Below are 25,288 nucleotides of genomic sequence, written 5' to 3'. Positions count from 1 at the left end.
TAATTCACTATTTATACTTATTCATTAAACAATATCACATTTAATTTGTAAAAATAATGCATTTAGAATTAAAGAATGGCGAAGAAAATAAATATCAGCTTATTATTGATTAGATTTTCTAATGAATTAAAAAGATGAAATTAAGGTTCCTTATTCTTTAATGAATTTTATTTTAAACTCATCAAAAATGAATTATTCCTCAAGTAACAATAAGATTAAGATCAATAAAAGAAAACTATTTTTGCTATAATTATCTTAAATCGAACTATTGAGTTGGTCTATTGAAAATCATTTTTGCAGGCACGCCTGAATTTGCAGCAGAAGCATTAAAAGCACTTATTTCCACAGAACATGATATTGTCGCTGTCTATACTCAACCTGATCGAAAAGCGGGTCGCGGACAAAAATTAACCGCTTCTGCAGTAAAACTTCTTGCTTTAGAACATAATATTCCTATTTATCAACCATTACACTTTAAGTCTTCAACAGAAGAAGGTTTAGCAGCCCAACAAGAACTTGCTCATCTCCATGCAGATGTCATGGTTGTTGCTGCTTATGGACTTATCTTACCTCAAGTCATTTTAGATACCCCTAAGTATGGTTGTCTGAATATTCATGGGTCATTATTACCTCGTTGGCGTGGTGCAGCACCAATTCAACGTGCCATAGCTACGGGTGATCAAGAAACTGGCGTCACCATTATGAAAATGGCTGCTGGGTTGGATACAGGTGATATGATGTTAAAAACCATCTGCCCAATTCTTGCAAATGATACATCCGCAAGTTTGCATGATAAATTAGCCCAACAAGGTGCTGAGGCTATTGTTACTGTTCTAGCAACAGAAGAGAGCTTAAAAACTTACTTAAACCAACGTGAAGTTCAAGATGAAGAACTTACAATGTACGCGCATAAATTATCTAAAGCAGAAGCAAAAATTGATTGGTCTCAACATGCCATAAATATTGACCGCAATATTCGTGCTTTTAATCCTTGGCCTGTCGCGTTCATACCACTCGCTGAAAATAATAATTTACGCGTTTGGAATTCAATGCTATCCACTGAAAATGCTGAAAATAAATCGGCTGGTACGGTATTAGCAATAGATAAAAAAGGTGTACATATTGCTTGTGGTGATGGAAAAGCAATTTGCTTAACTTCTTTACAATGGCCAGGTGGTAAACCACTTAATCCAATACAAATTAATCAAACTCAGAAACTACAGGTAGGACAAATTCTCGCATGAGTCAATTTGAATATGGTACATCACACCTTAACTTACGTGCTCAAGTGATTCGAACCTTATTAGCCGTACAACAAGGTCAATCTCTTGCCAATGTTTTACCTATCCATCTTGCGAAAGTTGCAGATCGTGATCGTGCACTATTTCATGAACTAGTGTTGGGAACTTTACGTCAATGGTACGCACTCAAAAGTATTACTCTACCGTTATTGGTAAAACCCCTGAACAATGAAACGGTTGAAACCTGTTTATATGTTGGTTTATACCAAATTTTATGCACCCGTATTGCAGATCATGCTGCCATTTCAGAAACAGTGACGGCAGTTAAACAATTAGGTTATCAAACATTAAGTGGTGTCGTAAATGCTATTCTGCGTCGTGTTTCACGTGAAACACCAGAATTTTACACAGCGCTCACTGAAGCTCATGGCTTGCCAAGTTGGTTATTTAAACGGTTAAAAAAAGATTGGCCAGAACAACTTAATGAATTAATCTTCAGTTTAAAACAAGTTGCACCGCTTACCCTACGTGTTAATACACGTAAAATGAGCCGTGAAGCTTATTTTAATAAATTATTAAGCTCAGGGATAAAAGCACATATCGGTACAGAATCGGATGTTGCCATTATTTTAGATCAATCTGTTCAAATTACTGAATTACCTGGATATGAAGAAGGTTGGTTTTCTGTTCAAGATGAGCATGCTCAACTTTGTGCGAACTTTGTACCCAACTTAAACGATAAAGTGGTCATTGATGCTTGTGCAGCACCAGGCGGAAAGACAGCACATTTATTAGAAAAATACACCCCAACTGAATTAATTGCTTTAGATTATGACTCAAAACGACTAGTCCGAGTTGCTGAAAATTTAGATAGATTGCAGCTTGATACCCATTCAAACATCAATATTTTAGCTGCTGATGCAACTTCATGGGAAGCTGATCAACTCGTCGATTGTATCGTCTTAGATGCACCATGCTCAGCCATTGGTGTTATGCGTCGTCATCCTGATATTCGCCTATTACGTCAGTCAACTGATATACAACAAACCGTCGATCTGCAAGCACAAATTTTAGCGCATATGTGGAATCAACTGAAAGTTGGCGGCACATTACTTTATATTACTTGTTCAATTCTTAAAGTTGAAAATGAGCAGCAAATACAAGATTTTTTTGCAAATAATAGTAATGCCCTAGAAATTAAAATGGATACTTCCTTGGGCATTGAACAGGCTTATGGCCGTCAACTGTTACCAAGTGAAGGACTTGGTGATGGTTTTTATTATTGTCGAATTGAAAAAACAGCGTAATTATTACTCATTAAAAAAAGGAACCTGATGTTCCTTTTTTTAATCTAAAAATTATGAATAGGCATAACCTTAACTTTTATTAATATCTGACTATTCAATTAACTTAAAGATTTTAAATAGTCAATAATCGATGTATTTCCAGCCATTTCCGCAAGTTCTAGGGCACTATACGGTGCTTTATGAGCATGATTAGCGCCATGTTGAATTAACAATTGTACCAGCATCAAGTGATTATTTTCAGCAGCAGCATGTAAGGCACTATACCCCTCATCATCTGTCATATTTACATCTATATCTTGTATCAATAGGTTTTTTACTTGCTCTAATTCTCCTAAAGATGCCCAATAGATTAATTCTGGAAGATGTAATTCTTCATCATCTTCTTCTGGAAGTGGGGAAAATGAATTTAATTTCATCTTTAGCGTACCTCAAATAACCTAAATATTGGTATGGATAATTTTCATTACTATAGTAATGAAAATTCATGCTATTTATTCATAGCATAATGATCATTAAAAATAATAACAACTTACTATGTAATAACATTATTTAAATGATTGCTTTCTGTATTATTACGTCTTTATATCTTCTAACATGACATTTGCTAAACGTTAAGTATGTGCAATTAAATGCTCTAACCAACATTGAAGTGCGGATAATTCTAAATTTAATTGTCAGCAAAGTAGATAAATCAACATATTGATCAAATCATCCCATCGTAATTTGGAGTTGATCAATCCGATAAAATATAAGAGTAAATCCAGCTAAACATAGTCCAAATTATGTCATTTTTCATGTATTAATAATTTTAAGATTGCTCTTAGCGCAATAAACGATAATGCAGAATGTACAATCAAAACTTAACACCAAGTAAAATGACCATCTATCCTGTAAATATTAGCAGTTATTAAAAAGTCACCTCCAAGAAAAATAAACCAATACAACTACAAAGCCATATAATCATTTGAAATACCTGATAATTTTTTAATTAGAATAATATGCTAAATAATATACATTTATATTTCAATTTTCTAACAATCTATCATCTTAGTCACAAATGATTATTTTTATTAGTATCTTTCATTTAAAATATCGTAAATTGTAGCCCTCCAATTTAAGAGGGCTATTGACTTGCTAACGTGGCACAAGTCTTAATAAATTATCTTGACGCATAGCATCTTTTAAAATCCATAACGTACCATCTTTTGATTCAGTAATGGCTCGTATTCTACTGTTCATAGAAATTCGAGCAATCTCCCTAACTGGTCTATTTTCAATGTCAACGATAACTAGACCTCGTGAACTTAGCCCTCCCATAATGGCTTTATTCTTAAATTGAGGAAACAAAGAACCTTTATAGAAAATTAAGCTAGATGGAGAAATGACACGTGTCCATGACATAACAGGTGCTATAAATTCTGGTCGCTCCGTATGCCTCAAGAAAGGTGTTCGAAAAGAATCGCTAGGGTAATGAAACCCTTCTGAAACAATTGGATAACCATAGTTTCCAGCCCGAGTAATTAAATTAAATTCATCACCACCTGCTGGTCCCATTTCAGCAACCCAAAGTTTTTGTTGTTGATCAAAAGCCATTCCTAGCGCATTTCGATGACCTAAGCTCCAAACCTGTTTTGCTATTTCACCCTGATTTTGAAATGGATTATCGGATGGTAAAGATCCATCATCATTTAATCGAAGAATTTTTCCAGCATTTGAATTCATATCCTGTGCTGGAAAAAATTCTTGCCGTTCTCCTGAACTAATCCATAATTTTCCATGCTCATCAAAAAGAATACGATAAGCATAGTGACCTACACCAAAAAATTTAGGTACTTGTGTCCAAATTCTTTGAATATTTGATAATGATGCTTTCGAATTTGTCATATCTAACTGAGCACGTATTACAACAGCACCATATAATTGTGAATTAGACGGATCTCTTTCTACATAACTTAAATAAATCAGTTTGTTTTGATCAAAATTAGGATGTAATTTTATATCACCTAATCCTCCCTGTCCCATATCTACAACATCTGGGACGCCATTTATTTGAGTTACTCCCCCATCTTGAGGATTAAAAAGTTTTAATACACCCGCTTTTTCAGTAACAAGTAAACGACCATCCGATAATTCTGTGAGTGCCCATGGATCATTAAATGAAGCAATGGTATCTATACGAAATTCACGTGGATTTTGGGGTATTGTTGGCGTTGGCGTTGGCGTTGATGATGCTTTGTCGTTACCAGATTTACAACCAGAAATTAGCAATATTATTATAAAAAAAACGACAACATTATTTTTATGTATTCTCAACATATTATTTATCCTTATATATTTTAAATAAAGAAAACATATAGAAAAATAAATTTAATTACTGTTAATAAATATATATCATTATGATTCATCTCAAAAAATTAGTATTTTTATATTTTACAAATAGTTATATGATTCATTGTCTTATTTTATAAACTAATATTATTTAAAATATAAGTGCTTATATATGGCATTCAATTTTAAATATCTCCGTTTCATTTACTATTTATTTATTATAAGTACGATGATGATTACAATCTCAATATAATTATTAACAAACTCTATAATATAAAATCTATATCCCGACCTTAATTTTTGCATAAACAAACCCCCTTAATCTGTTGATTAAGGGGGTTAGGATTAATGAGCTGGCGATGACTTACTCTCACATGGGTAACCCCACACTACCATCAGCGCAAAGAGGTTTCACTTCTGAGTTCGGGAAGGGATCAGGTGGTTCACTCTTGCTATTGTCGCCAGCACAACTGTTATGACTTTGCATTTGGTCTTATTCGTTGTATTTCTACACTACGTGCCGTTGCTTGGTCAAAAGAGTTATTAACAGAGATATCTGAGTTTAATTAGTTTGTTCATTTTACTTAGCTTTTCAACTAAATCAAGTTTGATTGATTATATGTAAATCAATTGATGCTTTAAATACAACTGCTTGGGTGTTGTATAGTCAAGCCTCACGAGCAATTAGTATTGGTCAGCTTCACATATCACTATGCTTCCACATCCAACCTATCAACGTCGTAGTCTTCAACGGCTCTTTAGAGGAATAAATTCCTAGGGAAATCTTATCTTGAGGTAGGCTTCCCGCTTAGATGCTTTCAGCGGTTATCCCTTCCGAACATAGCTACCCGGCGATGCGACTGGCGTCACAACCGGTACACCAGAGGTTCGTCCACTCTGGTCCTCTCGTACTAGGAGCAGATCCTCTCAAATTTCCAGCGCCCACGGTAGATAGGGACCGAACTGTCTCACGACGTTCTAAACCCAGCTCGCGTACCTCTTTAAATGGCGAACAGCCATACCCTTGGGACCTGCTTCAGCCCCAGGATGAGATGAGCCGACATCGAGGTGCCAAACACCGCCGTCGATATGAACTCTTGGGCGGTATCAGCCTGTTATCCCCAGAGTACCTTTTATCCGTTGAGCGATGGCCCTTCCATACAGAACCACCGGATCACTAAGACCTACTTTCGTACCTGCTCGACTTGTGGGTCTCGCAGTTAAGCGCGCTTTTGCCTTTATACTCTACGCGTGATTTCCGACCACGCTGAGCGCACCTTCGTACTCCTCCGTTACTCTTTAGGAGGAGACCGCCCCAGTCAAACTACCCACCAGACATGGTCCTCGTCCCGGATAACGGGACAGAGTTAGAACCTCAATATTACCAGGGTGGTATTTCAAGGACGGCTCCACTGGAACTAGCGTTCCAGTTTCAAAGCCTCCCACCTATCCTACACAAGTAAGATCAAAGTTCAATGTCAAGCTGCAGTAAAGGTTCACGGGGTCTTTCCGTCTAGCCGCGGGTACACCGCATCTTCACGGCGAATTCGATTTCACTGAGTCTCTGCTGGAGACAGCGCCCCCATCATTATGCCATTCGTGCAGGTCGGAACTTACCCGACAAGGAATTTCGCTACCTTAGGACCGTTATAGTTACGGCCGCCGTTTACTGGGGCTTCGATCAAGAGCTTCGCTTACGCTAACCCCATCAATTAACCTTCCAGCACCGGGCAGGCATCACACCCTATACGTCCACTTTCGTGTTTGCAGAGTGCTATGTTTTTAATAAACAGTTGCAGGGGCCTGGTTTCTGTGGCTGCCAGTAGCTCAGGGAGTAAATCCCATCACCGCCGGCAGCGTACCTTCTCCCGAAGTTACGGTACCATTTTGCCTAGTTCCTTCAGCAGAGTTCTCTCAAGCGCTTTGGTCTACTCGACCTGACCACCTGTGTCGGTTTCGGGTACGATTCCAGTGTAATTGAAGCTTAGAGACTTTTCCTGGAAGCATGGTATCAGCCACTTCACCAGTAAACTGGCTTGCTATCAGATCTCAGCATAGAGTACCCCGGATTTGCCTAAGATACATGCCTACATCCTTTCACCTGGACAACCAACGCCAGGCTGACTTAACCTTCTCCGTCCTCTCATCGCATTACACTGAAGTATTGGAATATTAACCAATTTCCCATCGACTACGCCTCTCGGCCTCGCCTTAGGGGTCGACTCACCCAGCCCCGATTAACGTTGGACTGGAACCCTTGGTCTTTCAGCGAACGGGTTTTTCACCCGTTTTGTCGTTACTCACGTCAGCATTCGCACTTCTGATACCTCCAGCAGACTTCTCAATCCACCTTCATCGGCTTACAGAACGCTCCCCTACCACGTATACATAAGTATACATCCGCAGCTTCGGCATATAGTTTTAGCCCCGTTACATCTTCCGCGCAGGCCGACTCGACTAGTGAGCTATTACGCTTTCTTTAAAGGGTGGCTGCTTCTAAGCCAACCTCCTAGCTGTCTATGCCTTCCCACATCGTTTCCCACTTAACTATAATTTTGGGGCCTTAGCTGGCGGTCTGGATTGTTTTCCTCTTGACTACGGACGTTAGCACCCGCAGTCTGTCTCCCGGATAGTACTCATTGGTATTCGGAGTTTGCATCGGTTTGGTAAGTCGGGATGACCCCCTAGCCGAAACAGTGCTCTACCCCCAATGGTATTCGTCCGAGGCGCTACCTAAATAGCTTTCGGGGAGAACCAGCTATCACCGAGTTTGATTAGCCTTTCACCCCTATCCACAAGTCATCCCCCGGCTTTTCAACGACGGTGGGTTCGGTCCTCCAGTTAGTGTTACCCAACCTTCAACCTGCTCATGGATAGATCACCCGGTTTCGGGTCTATACCCAGCAACTAAACGCCCTATTAAGACTCGATTTCTCTACGGCTCCCCTATACGGTTAACCTTGCTACTGAATATAAGTCGCTGACCCATTATACAAAAGGTACGCAGTCACCGAACAAGTCGGCTCCCACTGCTTGTATGCATGCGGTTTCAGGATCTATTTCACTCCCCTCACAGGGGTTCTTTTCGCCTTTCCCTCACGGTACTGGTTCACTATCGGTCAGTCAGGAGTATTTAGCCTTGGAGGATGGTCCCCCCATATTCAGACAAGGTTTCACGTGCCTCGCCCTACTCGTCATCATTATGTGTGCCCTTTCGTGTACAGGACTATCACCCACTATGGTTGCACTTCCCAGAGCATTCCACTAAAACACACATAACTTAATGGGCTGTTCCCCGTTCGCTCGCCGCTACTGAGGGAATCTCAATTGATTTCTTTTCCTAAGGGTACTGAGATGTTTCACTTCCCCTCGTTCGCCTCGCATGACTATGTATTCATCATGCGATACCTACCTTATGGTAAGTGGGTTTCCCCATTCAGAAATCTCCGGATCAAAGGATATTTGCCGCCTCCCCGGAGCTTATCGCAGGCTATTACGTCTTTCATCGCCTCTGACTGCCAAGGCATCCACCACATGCACTTAATTACTTGACTATACAACCCCAAACAGTCGACGTTACCTACAAGTAGCAACTTCAACATTTCAGTTTAGAGCTTTGTGAACTTAATCACTGTACAGCTTCAATTAGATTCATATACCAAAACGCTTGATTCAGTTAATTTCGCTAGTAACTCATTTCATTCAATATTAACAATTGCTTGTTAAATTGCTTAAAACGAGTATGAACAAATTATTTCAACTCAAATATATTCTGTTAATGATTAACTACAGCTTCGTCAGCATGCAGTAAACTGTGATAAATCACAGAACTTAATAAAATATAAACCTTAGTTCATTTCTTATTAAGTTCTATAATCTAACATCTTAGCTTCTATTATGATGGTGGAGACTAGGAGAGTCGAACTCCTGACCTCCTGCGTGCAAAGCAGGCGCTCTACCAACTAAGCTAAGTCCCCAGTTAAGATCTTAATATATCTGCTCTTCTGTATTCAGTAGACTTGGTGGGTCTGACAAGACTTGAACTTGTGACCCCACGCTTATCAAGCGTGTGCTCTAACCAACTGAGCTACAGACCCTCAGATACATCAATGAAGAACAACTTGTTGTGGATTCTTACCAATCGTCAATCTTTCGTTAAGGAGGTGATCCAGCCGCAGGTTCCCCTACGGCTACCTTGTTACGACTTCACCCCAGTCATCTGCCACACCGTGGTAAGCGTCCTCCTTGCGGTTAGACTACCTACTTCTGGTGCAACAAACTCCCATGGTGTGACGGGCGGTGTGTACAAGGCCCGGGAACGTATTCACCGCGGCATTCTGATCCGCGATTACTAGCGATTCCGACTTCATGGAGTCGAGTTGCAGACTCCAATCCGGACTACGATCGGCTTTTTGAGATTAGCATCCTCTCGCGAGGTAGCAACCCTTTGTACCGACCATTGTAGCACGTGTGTAGCCCTGGTCGTAAGGGCCATGATGACTTGACGTCGTCCCCGCCTTCCTCCAGTTTGTCACTGGCAGTATCCTTAAAGTTCCCACCCGAAGTGCTGGCAAATAAGGAAAAGGGTTGCGCTCGTTGCGGGACTTAACCCAACATCTCACGACACGAGCTGACGACAGCCATGCAGCACCTGTATGTAAGTTCCCGAAGGCACCAATCCATCTCTGGAAAGTTCTTACTATGTCAAGACCAGGTAAGGTTCTTCGCGTTGCATCGAATTAAACCACATGCTCCACCGCTTGTGCGGGCCCCCGTCAATTCATTTGAGTTTTAGTCTTGCGACCGTACTCCCCAGGCGGTCTACTTATCGCGTTAGCTGCGCCACTAAAGCCTCAAAGGCCCCAACGGCTAGTAGACATCGTTTACGGCATGGACTACCAGGGTATCTAATCCTGTTTGCTCCCCATGCTTTCGTACCTCAGCGTCAGTATTAGGCCAGATGGCTGCCTTCGCCATCGGTATTCCTCCAGATCTCTACGCATTTCACCGCTACACCTGGAATTCTACCATCCTCTCCCATACTCTAGCTGACCAGTATCGAATGCAATTCCTAAGTTAAGCTCAGGGATTTCACATCCGACTTAATCAGCCGCCTACGCACGCTTTACGCCCAGTAAATCCGATTAACGCTCGCACCCTCTGTATTACCGCGGCTGCTGGCACAGAGTTAGCCGGTGCTTATTCTGCGAGTAACGTCCACTATCTCTGGGTATTAACCAAAGTAGCCTCCTCCTCGCTTAAAGTGCTTTACAACCAAAAGGCCTTCTTCACACACGCGGCATGGCTGGATCAGGGTTCCCCCCATTGTCCAATATTCCCCACTGCTGCCTCCCGTAGGAGTCTGGGCCGTGTCTCAGTCCCAGTGTGGCGGATCATCCTCTCAGACCCGCTACAGATCGTCGCCTTGGTAGGCCTTTACCCCACCAACTAGCTAATCCGACTTAGGCTCATCTATTAGCGCAAGGTCCGAAGAGCCCCTGCTTTCCCCCGTAGGGCGTATGCGGTATTAGCGTCCCTTTCGAAACGTTGTCCCCCACTAATAGGTAGATTCCTAAGCATTACTCACCCGTCCGCCGCTAGGTGATGTAGCAAGCTACATCTCCCCGCTCGACTTGCATGTGTTAAGCCTGCCGCCAGCGTTCAATCTGAGCCATGATCAAACTCTTCAGTTAAAATCATTTTGTACTTTAATAAAAGTACTAAATCTGGCTCATCAATTACTGACAAAAAATTCTCAAATAAACTTCGAGTAATTCTTACCAATTATCAATGAAATATTTTCGATCGATCAATCAGTAAAAATCCACACAAGTTGTTCTTCATATTCTCTTAATGATCTTCTTACTGACTCGTCATCAGTAAGCTAGGTCGGCTATATTACTCTCTTTTTCCAGAAAGTCAACTAGTTTTGTTAATCTTTTAAAACCTTCTCAAAACTCTCAGATCTTACCACTTAAGGCTAAATCCTTGTTTCTCAACAAGTTTTAATCAACATCACCGCCGATGGATGTGCATTCTACACCATCCCCATTCCAATGCAACCCCTATCCTCAATTGTTTTTAAAATTTATTGTTAACGGTTCTTTTTTTAATCAATTTTATCTATATTTATATAAAAATCGATCTTTTGAATTAATATTCATCACTTTCATTTACTGTTATGATTAAGACTGTTTTAAATCGATGGCTTTTACTTAAAGCTTCAGGATTATTTTTATGGATCATAAAAGTTTACTTTTAATTAGCTCTTTTTTAATCGGAATATCTCCGTCCTTATATGCAAATGATATTTCTGAATCTACAGATGCATCATCTCTAAATGAAAAGAAAGAAAATACAAACTCACTTAGAGATTTAAAAAATGTCCGACTAAAAGATTTAAAAGTAGATGCTAATGCAGCTCAACCCGATAAAGTAAAAGACCCTTTAGAGGCTTTCAATAGAAAAGTCCACAATCTCAACGAGACAGTTGATCAACATGTTGTTCGACCTATTGCTGTGCAATATAAAGAAAAATTTCCTGAAGATGTTCGTGGTTCATATAGTTCATTCCGTAATAATTTAGGTGAACCTTGGAATGCGGTTAATCAACTCATACAAGGCAAACCATTACGTGCACTTAAAACGCTGGGCCGTTTTTCGATTAATACATTGACCACACTAGGTTTTGCAGATCCTGCACAACACCTAGGCATAGAAACTGAAAATGAAAACTTCGGAACAACACTCGGTTACTATGGTGTTCCTTCTGGACCATATATAGTTATCCCTGTCTTTGGGCCAAGTACATTTCGTGATGGTGCAGGTTTAATTGTAGATATTGCAGGCCATCCACAAGAATATCTAGATGGACATGATGCAGTTTATTGGTCTGATCAGGCAGGCCGGGGGATTAATGCACGAGCATCCTTACTAGATTATGAAGGCGCCCTACAAGGTGATAAATATTCAGCATTACGAGATATTTATTTACAACGTCGGCACTTTGTTATTGCAGAAAAGAAAGGTTTAGATGCAGATGCCATTCAATTCATTGATGATGTAGATGATACTTTGGATGAAGATGCTGATGAGATAAAATCTAAACTCAAAAAGTAATCTATTCAAAATTATGTGTATTTGAGGAATTTAATTCTTTCCCAAATACACTTCTGATTGTTATATTATTTTGGTAAATCAAGATTAGGATCAAATATCTCCTTTATGTATTTCATTCGCCCCACACGTGACATACCTCATTTAGATCAAGTGCTAGATGCGCTCCCTAGTGTACAAATGATTAACATCGAAGAGATTCAATCTTACGATCCAACGATTATTGCAATTGCAGATGTTGATGATTACTTAAAACATCGCTGGAATTTACCTACAATTGTTCTTGCTTTTGATGAAGAAGGTGTTGCACTTTCTCAAGCTTGGGCATTCGGTGCTTTGGCAGGTTGGCTCTGGAATCATCTTCCTGAAAACCTTGAACTTACACTTTCTAAAATCAATGCTCAATATAAACGTAATCAAGACAGTCGTGATTTACCTTCCGCTGCTGAATTACAAAAACGCTTACTTCCGAACCCCATTGAATTAACAAACTATAAAGTAGAAACATTATTTAAACCTTCTGCTTATTTATCTGGTGATTGGTTTGATTATTGGAAAATTAGCGATAAAGAAATTATGTTTTACTTAGCTGATGTTTCTGGTCATGGTGTAACAAGCAGTTTATTAACCTCTTGGATGGCAGCATTTCATGGTCGATCAAAGACACCACGTGAATTAATCAAGAAACTCAATGGAATGCTTGTTCAAGAGAATATTGAAAAACATATTACCATGGTGAGTGGTATTCTTAACCTAGAAACCCATAAGCTAAAGTGGTCAAGTGCTGGGCACTATCCTCCTGCAATTATCTTTGAGCCTAATCATCCTCCTAAAATTTTAAATACCAGCAGCTTCCCCTTAGGTCTGACAGAAGATTTGGAAGTCGAAGAGTTCGAATGTACTCTGAATCAACATGCGCGCTTTATTATTTGTTCTGATGGTGCGCTAGAACCTTATAGTGGCGGATTGAATGAACAGTTTGTTCAACTGATCTATCATTTACAAAATCAATCATTTAAAGCACCTGATCATGTTGCAGATGATATTGCCATCTTTAGTTTACGTAGAATCAATTAACTTATAATTCAATAGCTTAATGTAAATTAGACCAATATATATGATGGATATACTTGAGTCTAAACTTTTGCTATGGGATAATTTACTATCCCTCTCTGAAAATGGCATTTATATGTCAACAGGTCATGTTGAATATGCAAGTTTAAATGGAACGCATATTTTTAAGCTTATCGGCGAAGTGCGTGCCCAATCTTGTATTAGTTTAGACAAACTTTTAAATAGAATTGAACAACAATCTAACATTGTTGGTGCAATTGTAGATTTAACTCAAACCACATTTATTGATAGTACGGTTTTAGGCATACTGGCTAAGCTTGGACTTAAGCTAAAGCAAAAGCATCATCTTCAAACAGTTATGTTATCTACAAACTCAGATATCACGACCCTTGCAAATAGCATGGGATTGAGTCAAATTTTTGTAATATTAGACAACTCTAATCATTCAAATATTTGCACGAAAGCGCTTGCTGAAGAAAATGTTACCCAAAATATACTGTTATGTACGGTATTAGATGCACATAAAACGCTGATGCAACTGAATGAAAACAACCAGAACATGTTTGAACCATTGGTTAAACAACTTGAAAGAGAACAAGATAATCTAGAACCCCTTTCTAGCACACAAAGCTAAAGCTTTCTTCTCAAGGCAACCTCATGACTTTACTTTCAGTAACCCAAATGAACTCTCAAAATGATATTGAGGCAAACTTCAATGTCATCGAATCATTAATACAGCAAAGTAAAAAAAATGGGGGAAGTCTGATTGTTTTTCCAGAAAATTTTGCCTGTTTCGCTGCAGGGAAACAGCAAGAAACTGCTTTACGTTTTAAAGAAATACAGCAACGTTTAGAAAATCTAGCTCATCAATATCAAATTTGGATCATTGCAGGAACCCTACCTTGCCCTTATCGACCTGATGGATCGATAATTCGAGATGGTCGTGTTCGAACTGTAAGTTTATGCATTAGTCCTGAGCGTACTGAAGCGCGTTACGATAAAATTCATTTATTTGATGTACAAGTCGGAGATGTTGTTGGAGGCTACCAAGAATCAAAATTCTTTGAACCAGGAACCGATCTTATCGTTGCTAAAACGCCTTTTGGTCATATTGGCATGATGGTCTGCTATGATTTACGCTTTCCTGAACTCGCACTTCAGTTACGCGCGCAAGGCGCAAATATATTAACGGCGCCCGCAGCATTTACCTATACAACAGGTAAAATGCATTGGCAGTTATTATTACAGGCACGCGCTATAGACAGTCAATGTCATGTTCTTGGTGCAGCGCAACAAGGCTGGCATGGAGATAAGCGTCAAACTTGGGGGCATGCGGCAATCAGCAATTCTCTTGGAGAAATACTCGTATCCACTCAAGAAGAAGGCGCTCAAATCATGAGTACTCATTTCGATTTAGAACAGCAAAAATTCATTCGCAATGCTATGCCTCTCATGAATCATCGTGTTTTAGTTGAATATAAATCATAAATTTAGGATTTTATTCAACTGCTTCATTTGTCACTCTTAATACTTCTTCTACTGTTGTTTTTCCAGCCAATACCTTTCTTAAACCATCATCACGAATTGATCCATTTTCTTGTCTTATATAGCTTTCCAATTCAAATTCAGCAGCATTACTATGAATTAAACGACGTACTTTCTCATCAATCGGTACAATTTCATAAATTGCTGTTCGACCAATAAAACCTGTATGAGAACAGTGCTCACAACCTTGTGCTTGTGGTAATTTAAGTGAATTTTCAGTGTTTATTGTCGTAAAAAGTTGTTTTTCAAAATCATCAGCAATATACCAAGTTGAACAACGCGAGCACAATGTTCGAACCAAACGCTGTGCAACCACCCCAATCAAGGAACTTGAAAGTAAAAAGGGTTCAATTCCCATATCTTTTAAACGTGTTACAGCACCAATAGCGGTATTGGTATGTAAGGTTGATAAGACTAAATGTCCTGTCAATGAAGCCTGCACCGCAATTTCAGCCGTTTCTAAATCACGTATTTCACCCACCATGACCACATCTGGATCTTGGCGGAGCATCGCTTTTAATGCCCGTGCAAAAGTCATATCCACTTTGGTATTTACTTGAGTTTGTCCAATTCCCTCTAATTGGTATTCAATTGGATCTTCAGCCGTTAATATATTTCTAGACCCATCATTTAAATCAGACAACGCAGCATATAAGGTTGTGGTTTTACCTGAACCTGTTGGACCTGTGACCAAAATAATACCGTGTGGACGATGTACCAATTGCTTTAATCGTTCATAATCATGATCCATTAAGCCCAGATGCGTCATGTTTAAGCGTCCTGCTTGCTTATCCAATAAACGCATGACCACTCGCTCACCATGTGAAGATGGTAACGTAGATACACGCACATCAACTTCTCGCCCAGCCAATCTTAATGAGATTCGACCATCTTGCGGTATACGCTTCTCTGCAATATCCAAACGTGCCATGACCTTAATACGAGATACCAATAAAGGTGCTAATTCACGGCGTGGTTGAACAATTTCACGTAACTGACCATCTACTCGTAGTCGTACCGATAATTTTTTTTCAAAAGATTCAATATGAATATCTGAAGCACCCACTCGAATTGCTTCTGAAAGTAGCGCATTAATTAAACGTACAATTGGCGCATCATCTTCTTGATCCATTAAATCTTCTGTTTCTGGTACTTGATCAGCTAAACTTAATAAATCAGGATGATCTTCTAAACCAGCAGCAACTTGCTGAGACTCACCTGTATCTCCTGCAAAACTTGAACTCAAGAGTTGATGAAACTCTTGGTCTGTGCATAATTGATATTGTGCTGATGAAGCCAAATATCTTCTAGCTTCTTGCAATGCAACCAAAGACGTTGTTTTTTTTCGGACGATATAAACCTGATCTCCTTCGTAACGAATAAGAACACCATGTTTTTTTGCAAAACTATAAGGTATTTGTAAATGTTTCAGTACTTGCATTAGAAATTTATAATAATGATCAATATTTAAATTGAGTGTACTCTAAGCATATGACAGCGTGAAGTCTGTTTTACGATTTACTATATAAAAGGAAATATCAATTGTCTGATAAAGTTGATTATATAGAACCAAGCTTACCCAAAATTCAATGGTGGGGAGAAAAAGAGTTTGAATTAAACAGACCTCGTGCTTGGCAATTTGGCTCTTTACTCTTTCGCGTTACGCGTAGTCTACAAGAATGGCGTTTAGAGTATTATCGCCCTCAACTTCAATATGACTATGAACAACAATGGCATAGTATTGATGATCCTGAATTTGTTTTTCCACAACCCATAAAAATTGAACGCTATATGTTCAAAACGACACAAAATAAATTACACCTAATGCCACGCCTTGCGGATCGCTCAGTTGTGATAAAACCCGTTGATCCAATCTATATTCCAGCAGGTCAGCGTGGTACGCTTTATATTAGTACGCCACTGTGGTTAGCAGGAATGGTCAAAGGTCAAAAAGAACCTATTTTTGATATTCCTGTTATTTTACCTAAAGATACTTGGTTTGGTCCAAATCATCGTACTGGAGAAATTTGTTATGCCACTTCTGTCGATGGACGTACAGAATTGCAAAAATTAACGCCACGTGCATTTAGAGCGGTCACATCCATCGAGTTTCATAATACTAGCCATCATCAACTACGTTTCGATAAGATGAATGTCCCAGTGACTGCCTTGCCACTTTTTTATAGTGAAAGCACAGGTCGCTTATGGACATCTCAAATCAAGGTTATTCATGAGGGTTCTGACCGCCCTCCTCGTATTCGTATTGAAAATCGAACACCACCTTTAGCAGGAGATGTGATCTACCTTCATCCGCCAAGAGAACCTGCAAATGCCCTATTCAACATGTTTGACTCATTCTTTTAAGGAAGGTTGATAAATGGCTGAAACAAATATTTCACAAGAATTTATAAATACATTTACAAAGGTTTTTACTAATATCAATACAGACCGACTAACAGAAATTTTAGTCGCGCTTATTTTATGCTGTATTGGATTTATTGCTGCTCGATTTATTTCAAATACATTTATTCGTACAATTGGTTCTCGATTTAATGCCCATCAACGTCTGATTTGGCGTCGAGGCATCTTTTACTTTATTTTTATTCTTTTTGTCATGACCAGCTTAAAAGAAGCAGGTTTTAAATTAAGCATCTTCTTGGGTGCAGCTGGTATTTTAACGGTTGCCATTGGTTTCGCTTCTCAAACATCAGCATCTAACTTAATCAGTGGTATTTTCCTTATTGGGGAAGGATCTTTTGAGGTTGGAGATACCATTCAAATTACCTTAATTCGTGGGCATACGATTGAAGGTGAAGTGATTTCAATTGATCTACTTTCAGTCAAATTGCTTACACAAGATAATATCTATGTTCGCTTACCAAACGAACAACTCATTCGTGCGCCCGTACATAATCTTTCAAAATTTCCCATTCGACGGATTCCAATTACACTGGCTATTAATTTTCATGAAGATATGATTAAGGTTCGCCAAGTGTTACTTGATGTTGCAAGTAAATACTCGTTAGTATTATCTGATCCCAAACCTGCCGTCACCGTGACAGCATTTCGTGAATCTTCAATTGAACTCTTATTTGCCGTATGGTGCCAGCAAGAGAACTTCTTAAAAGTCCGTGATGAAATGCAAGAGCGAATTCGTAATGGATTTTTAGCCAATCAAATTGAAATTCCCGTCCCTAAAATGGGCTTTGTAGATCATCCCCTTTCAATGTTAAACAATGAAGATATTGATCAATATGCCAATCAAAAAGAAATACGTCGTGAAAAGAAATTAAAATAGTAAATATGATCAATAAAATGCTTTGCTAATCTAGATCAGCAAAGCATTTTATTTATTTTTCAGGTGTAATCTCTTGCGGTGAACTTGTAGGAATCGGTGCAATATAAGCAATAATGAGCATAATAAAGCCTGCACCTAAAAATGAAATAACCCGCGTTAATGTTCCAATATGAGATAAATCTAGAAGTACAAGCTTTAAAGTTACAATGATTAAAATACTGCCTCCTAATATCCATAATGGTTTTAAGCATTTTCGACTTGCAACACTCATCGCAATAAAAGCAAGAATAACCCATAAAAGCGTAAAACTGAGTTGGATTGTCGCATTTGACCACACCTCAATTTGATTGAGTGGCGTCCCCAAATACTGATGCAATGCTCTTAACAAAATATAACTACTCAGCCACAACAGCCCCAGTACAGCCATGACTGAAGCCAATCCCTGATCAAGACCAGATTTAACTTGTAGGCTTAACATCCACATTAATCCGACTAACATTCCGATACTCATCAGATCAAAAGGATTAAACACAGGAAGCCAATAATACTGAAAAACTTGTGTTGCAAATAATTGTGAACAAATGATCCATATCACCATTAAGGCAAGAGTTGTCCTTGCTTGCCAAAAAAACGCCCATGCTGGATTTTCATTTCGCCAAAAGCACCACAAACAGAAACTTAATGGCAGAATTACCATACTTAAATATGGAAAGCTTGGAATAAGACTTAAGCTTGCAAGAGATAATCCACTTAACGTTCCTAAACTGACCCATTCTTTTTCTGTTTTAACCCCAAGCAATGGACGCAACCACAAACTGGTTAACAATAAACCTGCACCCAATACAAGCACACGTTCATAATCTGAAATCCAATGTAAGGCACCCTCAGTAGTTCTTGAGTAAACTAAAATATAAGCAAATAAATGAATGGGCGTTAACCCGACCCACTTCGGTAATAACCATTCCCAATCGATATTTCGACGTTGTAATATTTCATTCATAGCCACCAATATCAGTAAACTTGCAAATAAAGTATAAATTTGAGTAAGTGGTTCAGTGAAAATATCAGCGAATAAAACCAGTAAAATTGATGTACTAACAATCATCAAAAATGATAAAAATACAATTAAAAGCGCATCAACCTGTTGTCTAAATCGAAGATCAACATTTACAATAAAAACACTGGCAAGATAGCTCGCCACCAATATCCAAAATACCGTATTCGGAATATCACCATGATAATCAATAAAATACTGTAAAGCTGAAAAGCCAGCGATCAGTAGCAATGCCATGGCTAAATAACGACTGACCTTTGAATTTTGATAAAGAGAATAAACAAAAATAGTCAATCCAACTACAGACCAACCTGCAATACTCCAATATTCAGGTAATAAAATTGGAGGAATGAGCACCAAAAAAATTTGCATCAAGCTTAAATAACTTTGTGCGATAAAGGGAATCGAACGATTCTTCCTCGCCAATTGATATAACACAGCGAACACAGTAGCAAATGCCAAACTAAAGCCTGCTTTAATATACATCTCATTAAAATATAGAATATAAAGTGCAAAATACCCAACGGTTGGAGCACCAAAAATAAGTGCAATATCTAAAATAGGTTTCAGTTGAATTTTTATTAAATCTTCTTTTGCTAACAACTGACTAAATCTAAACCCTAACCAAACAAAAACGGCAGTATGTGCCAAAATCAACCCTGCGAGATATGGCTTTTGTAATACATTTCCATGCATGAAAACATACCCACCGCCCAAGATAATGGTCATCATAAATGCAATTTGATTGAGAAATTTCCAAGGTCTCAAGGAACTTAAAATTGCAACAGCAAGATTGATTACAAAATAATACGTAAGAAACTCAACGGCAGTTGCTACGTTTTCAGGTAAGGTTATCGGTGCTAAATAGGCAACCACCATTGCCATAATTGCCAATTCAACGGATTGCTGCTTTAAACTTAAATATAAAGTTAATGCCATAATCACAATAAAAATGAAACTTGCAGCATACAAAGCAGGAATGATTTGATTATAGTGAGCAAAAAATAGAGTTAAGAATAATCCTGCTAAGCCCAACCCCTCTAAAGCTAAAGAAAAACTTCGATTTCGACCTTGTAACCATACTCCCAGACCAACAACAGATAAACTCATTAGAGCAATAAAACTCAGTTTAGCAATCAGACTAAACTGCCAATGTTCTGTTGCAAAACGAAGTAATAAAACTACCCCAATAAATAAAATAGCAATCGCAACTTTTAATACAGGATTACCCTGAAATATCCATGCTTGAACCTGTTCAACAAAACCAATAGAAGATGAATCTTGATGATTTCGATTCTCTTCTAAAGGTAAAGAGATCTGTAATGATGAATTTTTCACTAAGCTTGATGCTGTCTCTAATTTAGAAACAGTATTCATAGTCGAAGTTTCTGAGAAGTTATTTTTATCTGGAATCACCGCATCGATATTAGAAGAAATGTGTTGAGCTTCTACAGCCATCGATATATTTTGCTGTATTTCATTGTGCGTAGATATATTTTTAGCTGACTCTTCAGCATTCAACTTTTTTTGTATTTGTTCTTGTAAATTTGTAATGGATAATTCTAAAAATTGAAGCCATCTTAAAAGATAATACACCCAAAATATGATTGCCAATGCTACTAAGTACATCCAATCCAATATTGCACTTATGACAATTACAATTGAAATAATATACAGGGGAATTTTAAAATGAGTGGCTGAAGATGTTAGAGATCTTTGTTGACCAAACTGCTCTATTTGCTGTGAGTATCCATTTACATATTGCATAATACTGACAATAAAGATAATGCCACAGACATAAACCATAATATTCAAATCATAAAACCATGCCCCCACCCCAATAATGATCAGTGACATGAGCCAAATAATACGAATTTCATGATTGATCTTATGCATCTCTTAAAATTTCCTTTAAGTTCTAAGTTCATCATACAAGATCTATTTACCTATAGACTTTTATTGATCATTTACTTTTGTAGTTCCTGATATACTGATGTTTCTGCGGCAACTTAAAAAATCACGTACAATGTCGCTGTTATTTGGATAAGGAATTACTTTATGCCACCTTTTGTTCTAGTTGATGGCTCATATTTTTTGTTTCGTGCATTTCACGCAGTTCCCCCATTGACGACATCAACTGGCTTACATACCAATGCTGTTCGTGGTGCAATTTCCGCTATTCAAAAACTCATGCGTCGTACCCAACCCTCTTATATGGCTGTCATTTTTGATACACCAGAACCGACTTTTAGACATGAGCTTTCACCTATTTATAAAGGTGATCGTCCTAGTATGCCAGAAGAACTATCACAACAAATTCCTTATCTACACGCGCTTATTCGTGCTTTAGGCATTCCACTACATATGCTTCCTGGCGCTGAAGCCGATGATATTATTGGCACTTTAGCAAAACGCGCAGAAGCATTGGGACATCAAGTTCTTATTTCTACTGGAGATAAGGATATGGCTCAATTGGTTACAGATAAAGTGACCTTAGAAGACAGTTTTAAAGAACGACCATTAGATGTAAATGGTGTTTTTGAAAAGTTTGGGGTTTGGCCAAACCAAATTATCGATTATTTAACCTTAATGGGCGATGCTTCTGACGGTATCATGGGCGTGCCTGGTGTCGGTGCAAAAACTGCGGCTAAATTACTTACAGAATATGGCTCAATTGGTGGCATCTTAGAGAATGTCGATAAGATTAAAGGTAAAGTTGGTCTCAATATTAAAGAAAGCGTTGAAGGCATTGCGCTAGATCATCAACTTGCCAGTATTGTGACTGACTTAGATTTAAGTTTTGATTATAACGATTTAAAACTACAAGAGCCTAATGTTGAAACCTTACGCCACTTATATACTGAACTTGAGTTTCGTAACCAACTCCAATCTTTAGATCATCCGAATAATCCAAATAATGTGACATATCAACAAACTTCTAAAGTTATTGAACAAGAACTTTCTCAACCTACGGTTGAATTAGAAGATCAAGCAACGATCACGAGTATTGATGATCAACTCGGCAATGCAACTTACCATACTGTATTAAACCAAGAACATTGGGATCAATTATTTCATCGCTTAAATACAGAAAAGCAATTTGCATTTGATACAGAAACCACAAGTCTAGATTATCGTATTGCAGAAATTGTTGGTTTTTCTGTTGCCTTCGATGCAAAGGATGCCTATTACGTGCCATTGGCACATGACTATGAAGGTGCACCACAGCAACTTGATAGAGCAACCATACTGGCTCAAATTAAACCAATCTTAGAAAATGCTGACGTGAAGAAAATTGGGCATCATCTTAAATATGATGCACATGTTTTAGAGAATCATGGTATTCATTTACAAGGTTGGTATTTCGATACCATGTTAGCATCTTATGTACTTAATTCAGTTGCTACCCGTCACGGAATGGATGATGTCGCACGTTTATATTTAAGCCATTTGACCACAACCTATGAACAAGTTGCAGGAAAAGGTGTTAAACAAAAAACATTTAATCAAATTGAAATCGAAACTGCGGCACATTACGCTGCGGAAGATGCACATGTAACCTATCGTTTATATGAAGTTTTAAATGAAAAATTAAAACAACATCCTGAGCTGATTAATATTCTCCTGAATATTGAAATGCCTGTTGCTCGTGTACTTACAGGAATGGAAGAAAATGGGATCAAACTTGATCTTAATTTTTTAGATCAACTTGGTAACGAATTTTCTACGACCATACAAAATCTTGAAAATGAGATTGTAGAAATCGCGGGAGAAAGCTTTAATGTCAGCTCCCCAAAACAAGTAGGTGAAGTACTATTTGAAAAAATGGGCTTAAAAGGTGGTAAAAAAACAGCCACGGGACAATACAGCACCAGTGAAAATATTTTAGAAAAAATTGATCATCCAATTACGGAGTTAATTTTAGAATATCGCGGACTGTCAAAACTTAAAAGCACCTATACAGATGGACTTTTAAAACAAGCCAATAATGATAGTCAGCGTGTGCATACAAGTTATCATCAAGCATTAACTGCAACTGGTCGTTTATCCTCAACAGACCCTAACTTGCAAAACATTCCTGTTCGTGAAGAAATTGGGCGTCAAATTCGTAAAGCATTCGTTGCGCCAGAAGGTCGAATTTTACTCGCTGCCGATTACTCACAAATTGAGTTACGTTTGATGGCACATTTTTCACAAGATGATGCTTTGGTTCATGCTTTTAATCATGGGCAAGATGTACATCGACGTACTGCTGCTGAAGTTTTAGGTATTCCTCTAGAAGAGGTGACTTCCGATCAACGTCGTCAAGCAAAAGCGGTCAACTTTGGTTTACTCTATGGTATGTCTGAATTTGGATTAACCCGTCAACTTGGATTTAGCCGTGAAGAATCTCGTTCATATATTGCACAATATTTTAGACGTTACCCAGGTATCTATGACTATATGGAACGTACACGTCAAATTGCACGTGAACAAGGCTTTGTTGAAACTGTTTTAGGTCGTCGTTTATATACTCCAGACATCATGGCAACCAATAAAATGGTCAAGCAAGCTGCAGAACGTGCTGCAATTAATGCACCGCTACAAGGTTCAGCAGCAGATATTATTAAACTGGCAATGATAGAAGTTGAAAAAATACTTCCTGTTCAGCAAGCGAAAATGTTACTACAAGTGCATGATGAACTCGTTTTTGAAGTTGATGAAAATATTGCCGATGAACTTGCCCTACAACTCGCAAAAACAATGCAATCTGTTTTACAACTTTCGGTACCGTTGATTGTCGAAGTAGGTCAAGGTAAAAACTGGAATGAAGCACATTAATCTGTATGCATAATCACATTTACATTCAATAAAAAAGGACGCTATAGCGTCCTTTTTTCTTTGAGTTAAAACTACAACCCTATGAGCAAAACACGTGCAACTTCATTCATAATAATTTCAATTACATAAAGTGCTAATATTGCGATAATTGGAGATAAATCAATCATTCCCAAATTCGGCATAACACGACGAATTGGTGCAAGCAAAGGTTCTGCAAGCTCTTGAATAACCTCAATATAGGGTGATCTTGACTGGGTAAACATCACCACCCAACTTAAGATAATTGTCGCGAAAATTAAATAGCGACAGAAACGTAATAAGTCCTGAATCATGGTTACAAATGTTAAAATAACCAAATGAATTGGGCTATTTGGCATAAATCCAGACAAATACATTCCACCAAAAATTTTCAGCAGATAAAGTACAATCAATAATATTAATGCTGCCAAATTTACTCGGCCTTTCCCCACTGTTGGAAAAATTCGACTAAAAATATCAACAATTTTTGTTGCTTTTACAGTCGAAAGAACTACAGGGTTATAAGGACTTACTGCCGCTAATTGCATTAAAAAACGGAAGAATACGAGCAAAATGGCTACGTTAATGATAATGTTAAAAATTAGCGCAGAATTTGCACCCATACTAAAAGTTTCCTAAAATAATTTAATTATTTGATGCTTTCACTTAAATCTTGTGCAAGTTCTTGGCTACGCGTTTTTGCAGCAGCCAATGCAGCTTGAATATTTTGTGAAATTTGGCCACGGTCAAAAACTTCAATCGCTGCTTGTGTTGTTCCATTAGGTGATGTGACATTTTTACGCAATTCTGCAGGAGAATTTGCACTGGTAATAGCCATCTGTGCAGCACCTAAAGCCGTTTGTAGCGTGAGTGCTGTTGCGGTTTTTTCATCTAAACCTAAGTTTTTACCTGCGCGAATCATACTTTCCATCATATAAAAAAAGTAAGCAGGGCCTGAACCAGAAACAGCTGTTACAGCATCAATTTGAGCTTCAGTATTAACCCAAAGTGTCAAACCTGTTGCAGCCAAAACTTGACTTGCTTTTTCACGATCTTTTGCGTTAACAGCGTCTGTTGCATATAAACCATGTGCACCAGTTTGTACTAAAGCAGGTGTATTTGGCATGACACGAACTACTTTATCAGTGCCTAATAGTTTAGAAATCGTTGAAATTTCCGCCCCTGCAACAATTGAAATAGCCAACTTATCTTGAATAAACTTACCAAGTGGCTGAAGTATATCCACCAAAAGCTGTGGTTTTACCGCAAATACTACAATATCTGCATTTTGAATCGCAGCAATATTATCATCCATCACCTGTACATCTTTTTCTTGAAGAAGTTGACGTACACTTTCTACTGGATCAGAAACTGTAATACGGGTTGGAGGTAAACCTCTTGCAATCAAGCCTCCAATTAAGGCTTGAGCCATATTACCGCCACCAATAAAAGTAATATTACAATCTAATACTGCACTCATCTTTCA

Annotated in this window: 15 protein-coding genes, 2 tRNA genes and 3 rRNA genes; 9 read left to right on the top strand and 11 right to left on the bottom strand. The window is 38.4% G+C overall.

What is annotated here, in order from left to right:
* Positions 1-281: 281 nt before the first annotated feature.
* The gene (gene fmt, locus B9T31_RS06630) at positions 282-1,244 is read left to right on the top strand and encodes a methionyl-tRNA formyltransferase (RefSeq protein ID WP_086181177.1); all 963 of its coding nucleotides are present in this window, start codon (positions 282-284) and stop codon (positions 1,242-1,244) included.
* Positions 1,241-2,548, top strand: coding sequence for a 16S rRNA (cytosine(967)-C(5))-methyltransferase RsmB (gene rsmB, locus B9T31_RS06625; protein WP_086181176.1), 1,308 nt, complete (start codon positions 1,241-1,243; stop codon positions 2,546-2,548). Before fmt ends, rsmB begins: the two co-directional genes overlap by 4 nt.
* 98 nt (positions 2,549-2,646) lie before the next feature.
* On the opposite strand, the gene B9T31_RS06620 is transcribed toward rsmB, so the two are convergent.
* The 7 genes from B9T31_RS06620 to B9T31_RS06590 all read right to left on the bottom strand — a co-directional run bounded on the left by B9T31_RS06620 (position 2,647) and on the right by B9T31_RS06590 (position 10,569).
* Positions 2,647-2,964 (bottom strand): ankyrin repeat domain-containing protein, encoded by a 318-nt coding sequence (locus B9T31_RS06620; protein ID WP_086181175.1) that lies wholly within the window; start codon positions 2,962-2,964, stop codon positions 2,647-2,649.
* A 718-nt stretch (positions 2,965-3,682) separates the two neighbouring features.
* Positions 3,683-4,864, bottom strand: a complete 1,182-nt coding sequence (locus B9T31_RS06615) for a PQQ-dependent sugar dehydrogenase (protein ID WP_086181174.1) — start codon at positions 4,862-4,864, stop codon at positions 3,683-3,685.
* A 363-nt stretch (positions 4,865-5,227) separates the two neighbouring features.
* A 5S ribosomal RNA gene (gene rrf, locus B9T31_RS06610) occupies positions 5,228-5,342 on the bottom strand.
* A 197-nt stretch (positions 5,343-5,539) separates the two neighbouring features.
* Positions 5,540-8,430: ribosomal RNA gene (locus B9T31_RS06605) — 23S ribosomal RNA — on the bottom strand.
* A 347-nt stretch (positions 8,431-8,777) separates the two neighbouring features.
* Positions 8,778-8,853: transfer RNA gene (locus B9T31_RS06600), tRNA-Ala, on the bottom strand.
* Positions 8,854-8,896: 43 nt separating this feature from the next.
* A tRNA-Ile gene (locus B9T31_RS06595) sits at positions 8,897-8,973 on the bottom strand.
* A 59-nt stretch (positions 8,974-9,032) separates the two neighbouring features.
* Positions 9,033-10,569 (bottom strand): 16S ribosomal RNA (locus B9T31_RS06590).
* Together the 16S, 23S and 5S rRNA genes with 2 tRNA genes alongside form the textbook arrangement of a ribosomal RNA operon.
* A 544-nt stretch (positions 10,570-11,113) precedes the next feature.
* Here B9T31_RS06590 and B9T31_RS06585 point away from each other — a divergent pair.
* From B9T31_RS06585 to B9T31_RS06570, 4 genes are all read left to right on the top strand, one after another.
* Positions 11,114-11,995 carry a VacJ family lipoprotein gene (locus B9T31_RS06585; RefSeq protein WP_086181173.1) on the top strand — a complete coding sequence of 294 codons (882 nt, stop codon included), beginning with the start codon at positions 11,114-11,116 and terminating at the stop codon, positions 11,993-11,995.
* Between the two features lie 105 nt (positions 11,996-12,100).
* Positions 12,101-13,069 (top strand): RsbU family protein phosphatase GigA, encoded by a 969-nt coding sequence (gene gigA / locus B9T31_RS06580; protein ID WP_086181172.1) that lies wholly within the window; start codon positions 12,101-12,103, stop codon positions 13,067-13,069.
* Between the two features lie 112 nt (positions 13,070-13,181).
* Positions 13,182-13,700 (top strand): anti-anti-sigma factor GigB, encoded by a 519-nt coding sequence (gigB, locus tag B9T31_RS06575; protein ID WP_086181171.1) that lies wholly within the window; start codon positions 13,182-13,184, stop codon positions 13,698-13,700.
* 23 nt (positions 13,701-13,723) lie between these two features.
* A complete protein-coding gene (locus tag B9T31_RS06570; RefSeq protein ID WP_086181170.1) occupies positions 13,724-14,554 on the top strand; it encodes a carbon-nitrogen hydrolase family protein in 831 nt (276 codons plus the stop codon).
* 10 nt (positions 14,555-14,564) lie between these two features.
* Here B9T31_RS06570 and gspE read toward each other — a convergent pair whose 3' ends face one another.
* Positions 14,565-16,052 (bottom strand): type II secretion system ATPase GspE, encoded by a 1,488-nt coding sequence (gene gspE / locus B9T31_RS06565; RefSeq protein ID WP_086181169.1) that lies wholly within the window; start codon positions 16,050-16,052, stop codon positions 14,565-14,567.
* Positions 16,053-16,153: 101 nt separating this feature from the next.
* Here gspE and B9T31_RS06560 point away from each other — a divergent pair, with 101 nt between their 5' ends.
* Both B9T31_RS06560 and B9T31_RS06555 read left to right on the top strand, forming a co-directional pair.
* Entirely contained in the window at positions 16,154-16,975 is an 822-nt protein-coding gene (locus tag B9T31_RS06560) for a hypothetical protein (RefSeq protein ID WP_086181168.1), read from the top strand.
* Between the two features lie 13 nt (positions 16,976-16,988).
* A complete protein-coding gene (locus tag B9T31_RS06555; protein WP_086181167.1) occupies positions 16,989-17,909 on the top strand; it encodes a mechanosensitive ion channel family protein in 921 nt (306 codons plus the stop codon).
* A 52-nt stretch (positions 17,910-17,961) separates the two neighbouring features.
* Here B9T31_RS06555 and B9T31_RS06550 read toward each other — a convergent pair whose 3' ends face one another.
* Complete coding sequence (locus B9T31_RS06550) at positions 17,962-20,859, bottom strand: DUF2339 domain-containing protein (RefSeq protein ID WP_086181166.1); 2,898 nt, start codon at positions 20,857-20,859, stop codon at positions 17,962-17,964.
* A gap of 162 nt (positions 20,860-21,021) precedes the next feature.
* On the opposite strand from B9T31_RS06550, the gene polA reads away from it, so the two are divergent.
* Entirely contained in the window at positions 21,022-23,784 is a 2,763-nt protein-coding gene (polA, locus tag B9T31_RS06545; RefSeq protein WP_086181165.1) for a DNA polymerase I, read from the top strand.
* Between the two features lie 71 nt (positions 23,785-23,855).
* Here polA and B9T31_RS06540 read toward each other — a convergent pair whose 3' ends face one another.
* A complete protein-coding gene (locus B9T31_RS06540) occupies positions 23,856-24,425 on the bottom strand; it encodes a YggT family protein (RefSeq protein ID WP_086181164.1) in 570 nt (189 codons plus the stop codon).
* Positions 24,426-24,451: 26 nt separating this feature from the next.
* Positions 24,452-25,282: a pyrroline-5-carboxylate reductase gene (proC, locus tag B9T31_RS06535; protein ID WP_086181163.1), complete on the bottom strand. Its 831-nt coding sequence runs from the start codon at positions 25,280-25,282 to the stop codon at positions 24,452-24,454.
* Positions 25,283-25,288: the final 6 nt, after the last annotated feature.

It is taken from the genome of Acinetobacter sp. ANC 4558, assembly GCF_002135375.1.
In the GTDB taxonomy this organism is placed as follows: Bacteria; Pseudomonadota; Gammaproteobacteria; order Pseudomonadales; family Moraxellaceae; genus Acinetobacter.
The sequence above is the reverse complement of the archived record's forward strand: the minus strand, read 5'-3'. Positions and strand labels throughout refer to the sequence as shown.

Excerpts from the sequence above, each read along its gene's own strand:
- rsmB (WP_086181176.1), top strand. The coding sequence starts at position 1,241 with ATGAGTCAATTTGAATATGGTACATCACACCTTAACTTACGTGCTCAA.
- B9T31_RS06620 (WP_086181175.1), bottom strand. The coding sequence starts at position 2,964 with ATGAAATTAAATTCATTTTCCCCACTTCCAGAAGAAGATGATGAAGAA.
- B9T31_RS06615 (WP_086181174.1), bottom strand. The coding sequence starts at position 4,864 with ATGTTGAGAATACATAAAAATAATGTTGTCGTTTTTTTTATAATAATA.
- B9T31_RS06585 (WP_086181173.1), top strand. The coding sequence starts at position 11,114 with ATGGATCATAAAAGTTTACTTTTAATTAGCTCTTTTTTAATCGGAATA.
- gigA (WP_086181172.1), top strand. The coding sequence starts at position 12,101 with ATGTATTTCATTCGCCCCACACGTGACATACCTCATTTAGATCAAGTG.
- gigB (WP_086181171.1), top strand. The coding sequence starts at position 13,182 with ATGTCAACAGGTCATGTTGAATATGCAAGTTTAAATGGAACGCATATT.
- B9T31_RS06570 (WP_086181170.1), top strand. The coding sequence starts at position 13,724 with ATGACTTTACTTTCAGTAACCCAAATGAACTCTCAAAATGATATTGAG.
- gspE (WP_086181169.1), bottom strand. The coding sequence starts at position 16,052 with ATGCAAGTACTGAAACATTTACAAATACCTTATAGTTTTGCAAAAAAA.
- B9T31_RS06555 (WP_086181167.1), top strand. The coding sequence starts at position 16,989 with ATGGCTGAAACAAATATTTCACAAGAATTTATAAATACATTTACAAAG.
- B9T31_RS06550 (WP_086181166.1), bottom strand. The coding sequence starts at position 20,859 with ATGCATAAGATCAATCATGAAATTCGTATTATTTGGCTCATGTCACTG.
- polA (WP_086181165.1), top strand. The coding sequence starts at position 21,022 with ATGCCACCTTTTGTTCTAGTTGATGGCTCATATTTTTTGTTTCGTGCA.
- B9T31_RS06540 (WP_086181164.1), bottom strand. The coding sequence starts at position 24,425 with ATGGGTGCAAATTCTGCGCTAATTTTTAACATTATCATTAACGTAGCC.
- proC (WP_086181163.1), bottom strand. The coding sequence starts at position 25,282 with ATGAGTGCAGTATTAGATTGTAATATTACTTTTATTGGTGGCGGTAAT.